This window comes from Agromyces sp. NPDC058110 (assembly GCF_042884735.1).
Lineage (GTDB): Bacteria > Actinomycetota > Actinomycetes > Actinomycetales > Microbacteriaceae > Agromyces.
In genome coordinates, this window is the sequence record NZ_JBHVTI010000001.1 from 670,388 (window position 1) to 685,441 (window position 15,054).

11 protein-coding genes are annotated in these 15,054 nt (G+C 72.1%); 2 read left to right on the top strand and 9 right to left on the bottom strand.

What is annotated here, in order from left to right; all coding sequences use genetic code 11:
• Positions 1-217 precede the first annotated feature (217 nt).
• The 9 genes from gatB to ACFVS8_RS03315 all read right to left on the bottom strand — a co-directional run bounded on the left by gatB (position 218) and on the right by ACFVS8_RS03315 (position 12,307).
• Positions 218-1,750, bottom strand: a complete 1,533-nt coding sequence (gatB, locus tag ACFVS8_RS03275; protein WP_387057513.1) for an Asp-tRNA(Asn)/Glu-tRNA(Gln) amidotransferase subunit GatB — start codon at positions 1,748-1,750, stop codon at positions 218-220.
• The gene (gene gatA, locus ACFVS8_RS03280) at positions 1,750-3,291 is read right to left on the bottom strand and encodes an Asp-tRNA(Asn)/Glu-tRNA(Gln) amidotransferase subunit GatA (RefSeq protein ID WP_387057515.1); all 1,542 of its coding nucleotides are present in this window, start codon (positions 3,289-3,291) and stop codon (positions 1,750-1,752) included. Before gatA ends, gatB begins: the two co-directional genes overlap by 1 nt.
• On the bottom strand, positions 3,288-3,590 hold the full coding sequence (gene gatC, locus ACFVS8_RS03285; protein WP_387057517.1) for an Asp-tRNA(Asn)/Glu-tRNA(Gln) amidotransferase subunit GatC: 303 nt from the start codon (positions 3,588-3,590) through the stop codon (positions 3,288-3,290). The genes gatA and gatC overlap by 4 nt, the downstream gene beginning before the upstream one ends.
• A gap of 114 nt (positions 3,591-3,704) precedes the next feature.
• Entirely contained in the window at positions 3,705-5,522 is a 1,818-nt protein-coding gene (locus ACFVS8_RS03290) for an alkaline phosphatase family protein (RefSeq protein WP_387057519.1), read from the bottom strand.
• Positions 5,523-5,586: 64 nt separating this feature from the next.
• Entirely contained in the window at positions 5,587-7,950 is a 2,364-nt protein-coding gene (gene ligA, locus ACFVS8_RS03295) for an NAD-dependent DNA ligase LigA (RefSeq protein ID WP_387057521.1), read from the bottom strand.
• 124 nt (positions 7,951-8,074) lie between these two features.
• On the bottom strand, positions 8,075-8,833 hold the full coding sequence (locus tag ACFVS8_RS03300; protein WP_387057523.1) for a phosphotransferase: 759 nt from the start codon (positions 8,831-8,833) through the stop codon (positions 8,075-8,077).
• 34 nt (positions 8,834-8,867) lie between these two features.
• Positions 8,868-9,686, bottom strand: coding sequence for a hypothetical protein (locus tag ACFVS8_RS03305; RefSeq protein WP_387057525.1), 819 nt, complete (start codon positions 9,684-9,686; stop codon positions 8,868-8,870).
• A 163-nt stretch (positions 9,687-9,849) separates the two neighbouring features.
• Positions 9,850-11,001 carry a tRNA 2-thiouridine(34) synthase MnmA gene (gene mnmA, locus ACFVS8_RS03310; RefSeq protein WP_387057527.1) on the bottom strand — a complete coding sequence of 384 codons (1,152 nt, stop codon included), beginning with the start codon at positions 10,999-11,001 and terminating at the stop codon, positions 9,850-9,852.
• 82 nt (positions 11,002-11,083) lie between these two features.
• Positions 11,084-12,307: a cysteine desulfurase family protein gene (locus tag ACFVS8_RS03315; RefSeq protein WP_387057529.1), complete on the bottom strand. Its 1,224-nt coding sequence runs from the start codon at positions 12,305-12,307 to the stop codon at positions 11,084-11,086.
• Positions 12,308-12,345: 38 nt separating this feature from the next.
• Here ACFVS8_RS03315 and glgX point away from each other — a divergent pair, with 38 nt between their 5' ends.
• Positions 12,346-14,502, top strand: coding sequence for a glycogen debranching protein GlgX (gene glgX / locus ACFVS8_RS03320; RefSeq protein WP_387057531.1), 2,157 nt, complete (start codon positions 12,346-12,348; stop codon positions 14,500-14,502).
• Entirely contained in the window at positions 14,502-14,999 is a 498-nt protein-coding gene (gene ybaK / locus ACFVS8_RS03325; protein WP_387057533.1) for a Cys-tRNA(Pro) deacylase, read from the top strand. The genes glgX and ybaK overlap by 1 nt, the downstream gene beginning before the upstream one ends.
• Positions 15,000-15,054 lie beyond the last annotated feature (55 nt).

Here is a 15,054-nt window from a genome sequence, read left to right on the forward strand (position 1 = left end):
GGGCGGGGCCGGGCTGGGATGTGCCGAACAGTCGATCCAGAAAGCCCATGATGTCCGCGCCTCTCGTTCCGGGGAGCACCAGCCTAGGCCGAGCGACCTTGAACACGCTGGGAGGTGCCGGCGCCTCGAATGCCCCGCCAGGGCACCCGACGACCACGGGCGGCGCACCGACCCTCGTCGATGCGCCGCCCGTGGATGCCGTTGCGGAAGGCCCGACCTACTCGGCGGTCGCCCGCTCCAGCACGAGTTCGCGCACGCGCGCGGCGTCGGCCTTGCCCTGCATGGCCTTCATGACCGCGCCGATGACCGCTCCTGCAGCCTGCACCTTGCCGTCGCGGATCTTCTCGAGCACGTCGGGCTGCGAGGCGAGCGCCTGGTCGATGGCCGCGATGAGCGCACCGTCGTCGGAGACGACCGCAAGGCCGCGCGCGTCGACGATCTGCTGGGGCGAGCCCTCGCCGGCGACCATGCCCTCGAGCACCTGGCGCGCGAGCTTGTCGGTGAGCGTGCCGGCGTCGACCAGCTGCTGCAGCTCGGCGACCGCGGCGGGCTCGACCAGCTCGGCGGGCTCCTTGCCCGCCGCGTTCGCGATGCGGAGCAGTTCGCCGGTCCACCACTTGCGAGCCGACGCGGGCGACGCACCGGCGGCGATGGTCGCCTCGACCTCGGCCAGGAGGCCCGCGTTCACGACACCCTGGAACTCGATGTCGGCGAAGCCCCAGTCGGCCTTCAGACGGCGCCGGCGTGCGGCGGGCGCCTCGGGCAGCGCAGCCCTGAGCGACTCGACGAGCTCGGCCGATGGCACCACGGGCACCAGGTCGGGCTCGGGGAAGTACCGGTAGTCGTCGGCGTCGGACTTGGGCCGACCCGGGCTGGTCGTTCCCGTGTCTTCGTGCCAGTGACGCGTCTCCTGCGTGATCGAGCCGCCATTGGCGAGGATCGCCGCCTGCCGCTGGATCTCGTAGCGCACGGCGCGCTCGATCGAGCGGAAGGAGTTGACGTTCTTCGTCTCGGTGCGGATGCCGAGCTTCGCCGCCGGCTCGCCCGGGGCGACGCGCGGACGCAGCGACACGTTCGCGTCGCAGCGCAGGTTGCCGCGCTCCATGCGCGCTTCGGAGATGCCGAGCGCGATGGCGATGTCGCGGATCGTGGAGACGTACGCCTTCGCAAGCTCGGGAGCGTCGCCCTCTGCGCCGAAGATCGGCTTCGTGACGATCTCGACGAGCGGCACGCCCGCGCGGTTGTAGTCGACGAGCGAGTACTCGGCGCCCTGGATGCGGCCGGTGGCGCCGCCCACGTGCGTGAGCTTGCCCGCGTCTTCCTCCATGTGGGCGCGCTCGATCGGCACCTCGAAGATGCGACCGTTCGAGAGCTCGACCTCGACCTGTCCTTCGAACGCGATCGGCTCGTCGTATTGCGAGATCTGGTAGTTCTTCGCGAGGTCGGGGTAGAAGTAGTTCTTGCGGGCGAACCGGCTCGACTCGGCGATCGAGCAGCCGAGCGCGAGGCCCAGCGAGATCGACTTCGTCACGGCCTCGCCGTTGACCACGGGCAGCGAGCCGGGCAGGCCGAGGCACACGGGCGAGACGAGCGTGTTCGGCTCGGCGCCGTGGTACTTCTCGTTCGCCGGGTTCGGGGCGGGCGAGAACATCTTCGTCTCGGTGTTCAGCTCGACGTGCACCTCGAGGCCGATCACCGGCTCGAAGAGCTCGAGGGCCTTCTCGTAGTCCATCAGTTCGACGCGGGCCATCAGAGTGCGCCCTCCTCGGTCGCGGTGAGCTCATGGGTGGACAGGTCGGGCGCCTTCGCGAGCAGCGGGCCGCCCCAGCGGTCGACGAGCAACTGCTCGAGCGCACCGCCGACGTTGTAGAGGCGGGCGTCCTCGCGGGCGGGCGCGAGGAACTGGATGCCGACGGGCAGTCCGTCTTCGGGCGCGAGACCCGCGGGCAGCGAGATGCCGGGCACGCCCGCGAGGTTCGCGGGGATCGTGGCGACGTCGTTGAGGTACATCGACAGCGGGTCGTCGAGCTTCTCGCCGAGCTTGAACGCGGTGGTCGGCGCCGTCGGCGTGGCGAGCACGTCGACCTGCGAGAACGCCGCGTCGAAGTCGCGCTGCACGAGCGTGCGCACCTTCTGCGCGCTGCCGTAGTACGCGTCGTAGTAGCCGGCCGAGAGGGCGTACGTGCCGAGGATGATGCGGCGCTTGACCTCGGGGCCGAAGCCCGCCTCGCGCGAGGCGGCCATGACCTGCTCGACCGTACCGCCGCCCTCGGGCGTGACCCGCAGGCCGAAGCGCACCGAGTCGAACTTCGCGAGGTTGGAGGACGCCTCGGCGGGCAGGATGAGGTAGTACGCGGCGATGGCGTGCTCGAAGTTCGGCGCGGAGACCTCCACGATCTCGGCGCCCTGCTGCTCGAGCAGTTCGAGCGACTCGTGGAAGCGCTGACGCACGCCGGCCTGGAAGCCGTCGGTGTCGAGCTCCTTCACGACGCCGATGCGGAGCCCCTTGACGTCGGCCCCGCGTACTGCGGCGGCCATCGACGGCCACGGGTCGGCGATCGACGTGGAGTCGTGCGGGTCGTGGCCGGCGATCACGTCGTGCAGCAGCGCAGCATCGAGCACGGTGCGGGTGACGGGGCCGATCTGGTCGAGGCTCGAGGCGAGCGCGATGGAGCCGTACCGGCTGACGGCGCCGTACGTGGGCTTCACGCCGACGGTGCCCGTGACGTGCGCGGGCTGGCGGATCGAGCCACCGGTGTCGCTGCCGAGCGCGAGCGGCGCCTCGAAGGCGGCGACGGCCGCGGCGGAGCCGCCACCCGAGCCGCCGGGGATGCGGTCGAGGTCCCACGGGTTGTGGGTCGGGCCGTAGGCCGAGTGCTCGGTCGAGGACCCCATGGCGAACTCGTCCATGTTGGTCTTGCCGAGGGGGATCAGCCCGGCCTCGCGCACCTTGCGGACGGGTGTCGCGTCGTACGGCGGGATCCAGCCCTCGAGGATCTTCGAGCCCGAGGTCGAGGGCATGCCCTCGGTGACGAGCACGTCCTTCACCGCGATCGGGACGCCCGCGAGCTCGCCGAGCGTCTCGCCCGCGGCACGGCGGCGGTCGATCTCGGCGGCGTCGGACAGCGCGCGCTCGCCCGCGACGTGGAGGAAGGCGTGCACCGCGCCGTCGACGGCGCCGATGCGGTCGAGGTGCGCCCGGGTGGCCTCGACCGAGGTGACGTCGCCCGCGGCGAGCCTGCCTGCGAGGTCGGATGCGCTCAGGCGGATCAGGTCGTCTGCGTGGCTCACTGCTCCTCCCCCAGGATCGCCGAGACGACGAAGCGGTCGCCGTCTCGTTCGGGTGCGCCCGAGAGCGCCTGGTCGACCGAGAGCACATCGTCGGTCACGACGTCGTCGCGGAAGACGTTCTGCATCGGGATCGGGTGGCTCGTGGGCGGGACGTCGGGGGTCGCGACCCTGTTCACCTGCTCGACGGCTTGCATGATCTGGCCGAGTTCGGTGGTGAGGTGCGCGATCTCCTCTTCGGTGAGCGCGATGCGGGCGAGGGTCGCGAGATGCGCGACCTGCTCCGCACTGATTTCAGGCATGCTGCTCCGAACGTGTCGTGACGGGGATTCGTCGATTCTACCGGGGCGACGCGCCGTGGACAGGCCCGTTCGATCGAGGGGCGGTCGCACGTGCGCCGGGCGTGCTGCCGCTCGTCACCCCTGCACGCCGAAGAGGCCGTCGCCGTACGTGTGCAGCAACCGGTAGGCGTCGGCGTAGGTCTCGGGTTCGGGCTCGTCGGCCTTGCCGAACCGGGCCAGGAGCATGCCGAGGAGGCCGCGCGCCGGTGGGCTCAACGGCTTGTCCTTGTGCGTGTTCGCCGGATGCGGGGGCTTCGCCTGCGGGTTCGCCGGCAGGTACTGCGGCGTCGTCGAGGGCCAGGTCGACGGATGCCGCGGCGCATCGAGGTTGACGGCGTTGAACAGGTTGTTGGCGCCCGCGTCGCGCCGCGTCAGCGGCTTGAGGCCGTGCAGCCGGCTGAGCGTCGCGATCACGGCGGCGTGGTCCATGGCGTCGTGCACGACGGTGCCCGCCTGCGTGTAGGCCGAGATCGCGATGGCCGGCACGCGGCATCCGAGTCGATCGAACGTGAACCCCATCTCGCCGGGATCCTCGTCTTCGTGAGGGGGAACCCCGGCAGGCGGCGGCACGTGGTCGTAGGTGCCGCCGTGCTCGTCGAAGGTGACGAGGAACAGGGTGTTCAGGGCGTTCGAGCCCGAGGCGCTCGCGCTCGTCTTGATGGCCTCGTAGATGCGGTGCACCAGCAGCTCGCCCGCGCGAACGTCGGAGACCGCGCTGTCGATGATCTCGCCGCCGTCGAAGTCGGACTCCCGGAGCTTGCCGAACGGCGGATGGAAGTCGTTGTGGTTGTAGACCATGCGCGGCTCGACGAAGGCGTACGCGGGGAGCTTGCCGGTGCGGACGTCCTCGTAGAACCGGTCCATGGTCGCGAACCGATCGGTGGCCCAGTACTGCTCGAGCACCGGCGCGTGCAGCACGCCGGTGAACGAGACGAGCTGCAGCTCGTCGAAGTAGATGCGCCACGGGATGCCGGCCTCTTCGAGCCGGTTGAAGATGGTCGGCGTCGGGTCGGCGTCGAGCCATTTCCCGTAGCCGCCGTCGTGCTTGTTGGTGACGAATCCGTGCGACGTCGAGGCGTGGAAGAAGGAGCGGTTGCAGAACGTCTGCGACGGCACGGCGCAATGCCAGGCGTCGTAGACCGCGAAGTTCTTCGCGAGCGTCGACAGCACGGGGAGCATCTCGGGAGAGAATGCGCCCATGATCTCGCTCACCTCGTCGAGCGTGGGCTCCTTGCCCTTGCGGAGTCGCTCGAAGTTGACCGTGTAGTCCCTGACGAACCCGTCCATCTTCGGGCGCTGCCCCGCCGCGGGCGCGTTGTAGGGCGCGTCCATGTCGCCGACCTCGACCTCGGAGTTCGACTCGGGATCGACGATGCCGAACAGCTGGGTGTTCACGTGCGGATACTCTTCGCCGGGGTCGGGGTTCGGCATGCCCATGACCTCGTCGGTCGCGCCCTCGTAGACATGGGCGTCGATGACGGTTCCGTCGGCCGCGGTGTTGGAGTAGTCGCCGAACGCGAGGCCGTCGAACGTCGTGCCATCGGGGATGTCGTCGGGCGTGTACAGCCAGCCGAGCATGTTGTCGAACGACCGGTTCTCGCCCATGAGCACCACGAGATGGTCGAAGCCGGCCGTGGCACGCGGAGTGAGTGCGGCGAACTCGTCGGCGCCCTCGGCGAATCCGACGGAGTGCCCGACGGCCGCGCCCACGGCGGCACCGACCCCACCGCCGACGACCGCTCCGGCCGCGGCGAACCCGCCGAGTTTCAGGAAGTCTCGCCGAGACGCCCCGGCCTGGGCCTCGGGCGGATCGACGGGCTCCGGGCCCGGAGTCCGCGCACCGTCATCGATCGGCTCGGACTCGCCAGGTGCGGATCGTCTCTCGTCTGCCATGCACTCCCCCATCTGCCGTCGCCCGCGCTCCGCCGCCCCCGGCGATCCATGCCGTCCGCGGCGCCTACCCGTCGAGCGCGGACGGCCCCTGGGTTACGAGTATGGCGAACTGCGCCGCATCGAGCACGCGGATGCCGAGTTCTTCGGCCTTCGCGAGCTTGGATCCGGCGCCGGGCCCGGCCGCGACGAAGTCGGTCTTCTTCGAGACGCTGGAGGCCGCCTTGCCTCCGGCGTTGATGATCGCCTCCTGCGCCCCGTCGCGGGTGAAGCCCTCGAGACTTCCGGTCGCCACGACCGTGAGCCCGGCGAGCACGCCCCCCGCGGCCGCCGCCGCGCCGGGCCCGGGATGCCCGGGGGTCTGCCACTGCACGCCGGCCGAGGTCCATTTCTCGATGATGTCGCGATGCCAGTCGACCGCGAACCAGTCGATGAGCGAGTCCGCGATGATGCCGCCGACGCCGTCGACCTCGGCGAGCTCGTCGCGCGAGGCCTCGCGGATCTTGTCGAGCGAGCCGAACCAGTCGGCGAGCGCTCGGGCGGCGACCGGACCGACATGGCGGATGTTGAGCGAGACGAGCAGGCGCCAGAGCGGCTTGGTCTTCGCCTTCTCGAGTTCGGCGAGGAGCTTGGTCGCGGCCTCCGACGGCCCGACCTCGCGGAAGTCCTTGCGCACGCCTGCAGCCCGGCGCTCCGCCGCCGTCATCGTCTCGGTGCCGGGCGGGTACGTGATGCGGACCTTCTGGAACGGCGCACGCTTGGCGGGCTCGCCGGTCGTCTCGTCGAGCTTCGGCTCGCCGGTCTCGGCATCGCGCACGACGACCTCGATGGGAACGAGCTCGTCGAGGGTGAGATCGAAGAGGCGCGCCTCGGTCGCGAGCGGGGGCAGGGCGGGGAACGAGGGCTGGGTCAGCGCTGCGGCCGTCACCTCGCCGAGCGCCTCGATGTCGAGGCCGCCGCGCGAGCCGATGTGCTCGACGCGCCCGCGCACCTGCGCGGGGCAGGACTCCGCGTTGGGGCACCGGAGGTCGATGTCGCCCTCTTTCATCGCGCGCAGCGCGGTGCCGCACTCCGGGCAGAACTCGGGCATGTGCCACTCGACCTCGCTGCCGTCGCGCGCCTGCTCGACGGCGCCGAGGATCTCGGGGATCACGTCGCCCGCCTTGCGGAGCACCACGGTGTCGCCGATCAGCACGCCCTTGGCCCGCACGACCTGCTGGTTGTGCAGCGTCGCCTGGCGCACCGTGGAGCCCGCGACCTTGACGGGCGCCATCACGGCGTAGGGCGTCGCCCGCCCGGTGCGACCGACGCCGACGACGATGTCGAGCAGCTTCGTGTGCACCTCTTCCGGCGGGTACTTGTACGCGATCGCCCAGCGCGGCGCGCGGCTCGTGGCGCCGAGTTCGGCGTGCAGTTCGAGCTCGTCGATCTTCACGACGATGCCGTCGATCTCGTGCTCGACGTCGTGGCGGTGCTCGCCCCGGTCGGCGATGTACTCGGCGACCTCGTCGACGGTCGAGAACACCCTCGAGTGCGGCGAGACCGGAAGCCCCCATGAGGCGATGAGGTCGTAGATCTCGGACTGCGCGGTCACCGCGGGCTCGGCATCGCCGCCGTTCCATGCGCCGATGCCGTGCAGGTAGAGCGAGAGCCGTCCGAGTCGCTCGCGCATGAGCGCCAGCTCGGCCGTTCCCTTGTTCTCGCGACGCTGGCGGAGGCTGCCGGCCGCGGTGTTGCGGGCGTTGGCGAACTCGGCGTACCTCGCGGGGATCGCGTCTGCGGGCCGCCCCTTGGCGACCCACTCGGCCTCGAACGCGGCCTGGAGCTCGTGCTGACGCTCGTTGAGCGCCTCGAAGTCGACCGTGCGGAGGAACACCTCGCCGCGAACCTCGAAGAAGGTCGGATACCCGGTGCCGGAGAGCCGCCGCGGGATCACCGGGATGAGATCGACGTTCTCGGTGATGTCTTCGCCCACCCGGCCGTCGCCGCGGGTCGTCGCGGTCTCGAGCACGCCGTCGCGGTAGGCGAGGCTGATGGCGAGCCCGTCGATCTTGAGCTCGGACAGCCAGTGCACCGGCCGCCCGGCCGCGGCCTGCGCCTTCGCGGCCCACTCCCGGAACTCCTCGATCGAGAACACGTTGTCGAGGCTCAGCATGCGCTCGGCGTGCTCGTGCTCGGGGAAGCCCGCGGAGGCGACGGCCGCACCCACCTGCTGGGTCGGGCTGTCCTGCCCGACGAGCTCGGGGAACGCGCGCTCGAGGGCCTCGAGCCGGTGGAAATCGGCGTCGTACTCGGCGTCGGAGAGGGTCGAGTCGCCGTCACCGTAATAGGCGAGCCTGGCCGCCTCGATGCGCGCGGTGAGGGCGTCTGCTTCGACCCTGGCAGTGTCGAAGTCGGCGGGCACGTCTGTATCGGCGGGGTTCTCGCTCACGTCATCATCCTAGGAGCGACCCCCGACGCCGATCCGGATGCCTCCGCCCGCCGTGCACGGCGCGCGGGCGACTCGGCGGCCGCAGCGCGCCGAGCACGGGTCGATGCCGGCGGAAGGGCACCGGTCAGGTCGCGTCCCAGAGGGCGCGGTAGTACACGATGCGCGCGGGATCGGGCGCGACGCCGTAGGCGTCGAAGAACGCGGCCTCGTGTCCGTCACCGTAGTTCCACTCGAGGCTCCAGCTCGCCACGGCCAGATCGGCCCACCGGTCGCCGACGCCGAGACGCCCGACGTCGACGATGCCGGCGAACCGGCCGTCGCGGTCGATGAGCGTGTTCGGCGCGCACGGATCGCCGTGGCACACGACCAGCCGATCGATCGGGGGCGCCTCGCGCAGGTCGGCCGGCACGCGCGCTCCGGCGCGGTCGGCCACCCGGACGCGCGCGTCGACGCCCCAGTCGAACGGGCAGTCGTCTGGGTCGAGGGCGTCGTGCAGCTCGCGGAGTCCGAACGCGACGGCGCGGGCCGCGGCATCCGCTCGCTCGCTCCAGTACGGCGAGACGGCCGACTCGGCCTCGATGGCCGCCGTCGCCAGCCACTCGCCGTGCTCGTCGCGGCCTGATGCCACGACACGCGGGGCGCGGAACCGGCCCTCGAGCCAGTCGAGCCGCCGCTCCTCCTCGGCGAGCGATTCTCCCGAACCTCGTGGGTTCCACTTCACGAAGCTCGGAGCGTCGTCGTCGGGGCGCCGGCCGACTCGGAACGTGAGGCCGCCGGCGAGGTTGCGCCAGACGGGCACGACGGCCGCGTCTCCGGCGAAGGCGGCGACGGCTCGGGGCACGTCGACCACGTGCTCGGGCGCGCCGGCGAGCTCGCGGGTCACGCGAGCCCGCCGATGCGCCTGACGGTGGTTCGGATCAGCTCTCCTCGACGAATCCGGCGCGGTCGACGCGCCGGTGGTAGCGGGTGCCCGCCATGCCGCCGAGGACGGCGCCGGCGAGGCTCGAGACGAGCACGACCACGGCGACGACCAGGCCCGCGACGGTGAACTCCTCGAAGCTCATGCTGATGCGAGGGTACAGGTTCGCGTTCGAGAGCACGTCGGCCTGGCTGCCGATGATGACGCTCACGAGCGACACGACGATCGCGATCACGAGCGCCCACACCCAGACCGCGAGGCCCTGCACGGCGCCGCTGAACCGGGCCATGCGGGCGGCGACGTAGCCGCCGCACCAGTACGAGACGAGCAGGATCACCGCGAGCAGCGCGACGGCGACCCAGCCGACGCTCTCGGAGGCCACGCCCGTGAGCACCGCGGCACGGCCGGCCGTGTCGATGCCGAGCGCGGTTCCGACGCCGGCGACCGTTCCGGTCAGGATCGCCGCGGTGCCGGTGGCGGTGAGCCACCCGAACAGCGCGGACCCGAGCTTCACGCCGCCGAACGCCTCGCGCTGCCGGCCGACGACCGTACGGCGGGCGGCCGCGCCCGAGAGCGCGACACCGGCGCCGTCGTCGGCTGCGGTGGATGCCGCGGGGCGGTCGTCCGCTGCGACGGCTCCGTTCCGGCCGGCGTCGGTGCCGGCGGCGTCGGCCGGTCGGGGGTATGCGACCGTGTCGCGCTCGTCGGGCGTGCGCTCGTCGATCACGGCGGTGGCAGGTGCGGGGGTGGCGGGTACGGCGGTGTCGGGTGCGGGGTGCGTGGCGCTTCGTTCTGCGGGAACTCGGGGGGTGGTCACGTCGTCCTCCTCGGGAATGCACCGCCGGTCGGCGGCGTGCCCGTCAATCTACGAGACGCACGACACCCGACGTGGGGCCTTGACATCGCGTGCGGGGAACGACTATCCCACGCGCGGACGACCGCGGGCTCTCGGCGCCGGACGAGGTCGGCCGCGGAGGCCCTCAGACGCCCACCGGCACCGCGCCGACCGGCACCGCACCGACCGGCACCGCGCTGACCGTGCGGTCGATGGTGAACTGCCCGAGCACGCGGGTGCCGACGTAGATCACGGCGGTCTGGCCGGGTGCCACGCCGTCGAGCGGCAGGTCGGGGGTCACGACGAGCTCGGCCGCGCCCGCGGCATCCGTCTCGACCTGCGCGACGGCGCGGACCGGGTCGGCGTGCGCGCGGATCTGCACCTCGCAGTCGAAGGGCACCGAGGCGTCGTCGGGTGCGAGGCCGGCCCAGGTGAACCGGGAGCCGGCGATGAGCGCGGTCGCGAGCGCCTCCTTCGGGCCGACGACGACCGTGTTCTCCTTCGGGCGCACCTCGAGCACGAAGCGCGGCTTGCCGTCGGCGGCAGGGGTGCCGAGCCGCATGCCGCGACGCTGGCCCACGGTGAAGGCGTGCGCGCCCTCGTGGGTGCCGACGACGGCGCCCGTGCGGTCGACGATGTCGCCCGTTGCGGTGCCGACCTTGTCGGCGAGCCAGCCCTTGGTGTCGCCGTCGGGGATGAAGCAGATGTCGTAGGAGTCGGGCTTCTGCGCGACGCTCAGTCCGCGCCGGGCGGCCTCTTCACGCACGAGCGCCTTCGACGGCGTGTCGCCGAGCGGGAAGTACGCGTGCGCGAGCTGCTCGGCGGTGAGCACGCCGAGCACGTAGCTCTGGTCCTTCGCCTCGGCGCTCGCGCGGTGCAGCTCGAGCGCGCCGGAGTCCCCGGTGAGCACCTTGGCGTAGTGGCCCGTCGCGACGGCGTCGAACCCGAGGGCGAGGGCCTTCTCGAGCAGCGCGGCGAACTTGATGCGCTCGTTGCAGCGCATGCACGGGTTGGGCGTGCGCCCGGCCGAGTACTCGGCGATGAAGTCGTCGACGACGTCGGCCTTGAAGCGCTCCGAGAAGTCCCACACGTAGTACGGGATGCCGAGCACGTTCGCGGCGCGCTGCGCGTCCATCGAGTCCTCGATCGTGCAGCAGCCGCGGCTTCCGGTGCGCAGCGTGCCGGGCATGCGGCTGAGCGCCAGGTGCACGCCGACGACCTCGTGGCCCGCCTCGACGGCGCGGGCGGCTGCGACGGCGCTGTCGACGCCGCCGCTCATCGCTGCGAGAACCTTCACCGTTCCAGTGTAAGCAGGGGCGCCTGAACGGATGCCCCGTGCCGCCGTCGCGTCAGGCGAGCGGATGCCGCGGGGGCGCCGTTCAGCGGTCGAACGACGTGGCGCGCGCCGCGAGCCCGGCCTTCACGGCCTGCGCGTGCGCCGCGGGCAGTGCGGCGAGGAACGCGTCGACGTCGGCGTCGGTGGAGTCGTGGCCGAGCGTGATGCGCAGCGCGCCGCGCGCGTCGGCCTCGGAACGCCCCATGGCCATGAGCACGTGCGACGGCTCGGGCACGCCAGCCTGGCACGCCGACCCGGTCGACACGGCGACCCCTGCGGCGTCGAGCAGGAAGAGGAGCGAGTCGCCCTCGCATCCGTCGAACGAGAGGTGCACGTTGCCGGGCAGCCGTCCGGCGGCATCGGGGTCGCCCGAGAGGTGCACGCCGTCGACCGCGGCGAGCGCGCCCGCGACGATCCGGTCGCGCATCGCCGACATGCGGGCCGCGTCCTCGTCGAGGCTCGCGTGCACGGCATCGGCGGCCGCGGCGAACCCGGCCGCCGCCGCGACGTCCTGCGTGCCGGATCGCACCTTGCGCTGCTGCCCGCCGCCGTGGATCAGCGGCTCGAGCGCGGCCGAGCGGTCGAGCACGAGCGCGCCGATGCCGGTCGGACCGCCGATCTTGTGCGCGGAGACGCTGAGCGCGACGAGTCCGGCGCCGCGCGGCGCCCGCGTGTCGCGGCGCACGGCCCGCACGTCGATCGGCAGCTGGCCGTAGGCCGACACCGCGTCGACGTGCAGCGGCACCCCGGCAGTGGCGGTCAGGCGTGCGACCTCGTCGACCGGCTGGATGGTGCCGACCTCGTTGTTGGCCCAGAGCATCGTGACCAGGGCGACGGATGCCGCGTGCTCGGCGAGCAGGCTCTCGAGCACGTCGAGGCGCAGCCGACCGACCTCGTCGAGCGGCACCTCGTCGACGACGGCACCCTCGTGTGCGGCGAGCCAGTCGACGGTGTCGACGGTGGCGTGGTGCTCGCCGGCCGGCACGATGAGGCGCGGCCGGGCACCGGACGCCTGCCTGCTCCACCAGAGCCCCTTGATCGCGAGGTTCACGGCCTCGGTGCCGTTGCCCGTGAACACCACCTCGATGCCGTCGACGCCGAGGGTCGCGGCGATGCGCTCCCGGCTCTCCTCGAGCACGCGCTTGGCCTGCTGCCCGGCGCTGTGGATCGATGCCGGGTTGCCGACGACGCGCATCGCCTCGACCATGGCCTCGATCGCCTCGGGGCGCATCGGCGTGGTCGCCGCATGGTCGAGATAGACCGGCATGCGCCCTCCAAGCAGTTCGTGGTCCTACTCTAGATCGCATGTCTGAGAGCGATCCCATGCACGACCTCGGTGTGCGCACCGGCCCCGACGGCGGCACGGTCCGCGTGTGGTCCGCGAACGCGACCTCGGTCGAGCTCGAGGTCTTCTCCGGTGCGGATGCCGGGTGGGCGACCGATCGCGTCGACCTCGAGCGCGACGCGCACGGCGTGTGGCAGGGCTCGTCGGCGGCGCTCGTGCACGGCGCCAGGTACGGCTTCCGCGTCGACGGCCCCACGGGCGTCGAGCACGCCTTCAATCCCGCGCAGACCCTGCTCGACCCCTACGCACGCGGACTGGCCGCGGTGGGCGGGGGCTCCTGGCACGGCGTCGCCCTCGACCCGCTGGTCGGCGAGGGCCCGGCGGGCGCAGGCGCGGGCGGGGCGGCCGACCCCTTCGACTGGGCCGGCACGGCGAAGCCGCGCGTGCCGCTCGACCACACCGTCGTCTACGAGGCGCACGTGCGCGGCTTCTCGAGGCTGAACCCGGCGGTGCCCGAGGCGCTGCGCGGCACCTACGCCGGCCTCGGGCACGACGCGTCCCTCGAGTACCTGACCGGCCTCGGCGTCACGACGATCGAACTGCTGCCCGTGCACGCGTTCCTGTCGGAGCACCGCCTGAAGCGCCAGGGCCGCACGAACTACTGGGGCTACAACACGCTCGCGTTCTTCGCCCCCCACGCGCCCTACGCGACCGCCGCGGCCCGCGCGAGCGGCGCGGCCGCCGTGCGGCGCGAGTTCGCCGAGATGGTCCGCGCGCTGCACGGCGCCAGCCTCGAGGTCGTGCTCGACGTCGTCTACAACCACACCGCCGAGGAGGGCAGGCAGGGTCCGACGTACTCGTTCCGCGGCATCGACAACGCCGCCTACTACCGCCACGACGCCCACGGCCGGTACGTCGACACGACCGGGTGCGGAAACACGCTCGACTTCGGGCGCGCGGAGCCGCAGCGCCTCGTGCTCGACTCGCTGCGGTACTTCGCCGACGAACTCCAGGTCGACGGCTTCCGGCTCGACCTCGCCGCGACGCTCGGCCGCGACGACCACGGCGCGTACACGCCGGAGCATCCCCTGCTGCAGGGCATGCTCGCCGACCCGGTCATCGGGTCGACCAAGCTCATCGCCGAGCCGTGGGACGTCGGTCCGGGCGGCTGGCAGACCGGCAACTTCCCCCGCGGGTTCGTCGAGTGGAACGACCGCTACCGCGACCGCATGCGCGACTTCTGGCTCGGCGACCTGCGCCGTGAACGGCAGACCGGCGACGCGGGCAGCGGCATCGGCCGATTCGCGACCCGACTCGCCGGCTCGTCGAACACGTTCAGCCTCGAGCGCGGCCCCCTCGCGAGCCTCAACTTCATCACCGCGCACGACGGCTTCACGCTCGCCGACCTGACGGCCTACGACGTCAAGCACAACCTCGGCAACGGCGAGCAGAATCGCGACGGTACCGACGGCAACAACTCGTACAACCACGGGGTCGAGGGCGACACCGACGACGTCGAGGTGCTCGCGGCGCGCAGGCGCAGCATCCGGAACCTGCTCGGCACCCTGCTGCTCTCGGCCGGCGTGCCCATGCTCACCGCCGGCGACGAGTACGGGCGCTCGCAGCGCGGCAACAACAACGCGTACTGCCAGGACTCCGACCTCACCTGGCTGTCGTGGAGCGACGACGAGCGCGACGCCGGCCTCGAAGCGACGACCCGCAGGCTCGTGGCGCTGCGCCGCGACAACCCGGCGATCCGACCGGTGCGCTTCGGCGTCTTCGGCGAGACCACGCCGAGCGCGTCGCAGATGGACTGGTACAACGCCGACGGCGAGACCATGACCATCGACGACTGGAACGACCCGGCCGAGCGCACGCTGCAGTACCTCGCCGCATCGACGCCCGAGGTCGAGGCGTTCAACCGCATCCTGCTCGTCGTGCACGCGCACGAGACGCCGACCGAGGTCGTGCTGCCGGCCCACGACGGGGTCACCGGCTACATGCTCCTCTGGGACTCGTCCGACGAGCACCCGGTGACCGAGTCGAGCGAGCACCTCCCCGGCGAGCGCATCGCCGTGCCGCCGCAGGCGATGCTGCTCTACCGCGCGCTCGGCGAGGCCTCCACCGCGGCGTCGGGCGCACCCGCTGCATCCGCGACGATCACCGGCCGCGTCTGATGGCCAGGCGGGCGGATGCCTCGGCCGGCACCCCGGCGACGCTCGCCCTGACCCGTGCGGGCGTCGGCTTCCGCGTGCACGCGTACGAGCACGACCCGCGTGCCGCCGCCTACGGGTTGGAGGCCGCCGAGAAGCTCGGACTCGACCCCGACCGCGTGTTCAAGACGCTGCTCGCATCGGTCGACGGCTCGCTGGCCGTGGCGATCGTGCCCGTGGCGCTGCACCTCGACCTCAAGGCGTTCGCGCAGGCCGTCGGCGGCAAGCGGGCCGAGATGGCCGATCCCGCCGTCGCGGAGCGCAAGACCGGCTACGTCGTGGGCGGCATCAGCCCGATCGGCCAGAAGACGCCGCTGCCGACCGTGCTCGACGAGTCCGCGATCCTCTGCGAGACCGTCTACGTCTCGGGCGGGCGTCGCGGCCTCGACCTCGAGCTCGCGCCCGACGACCTCGTCGCGATCACCTCGGGCTCGTACGCGCCCATCGCCCGCGCGCGCTGAGCGGTTCGGCGGAGCGATCCGCCGCAGGTCACGACGACGGTGACGCCGCGGCGTC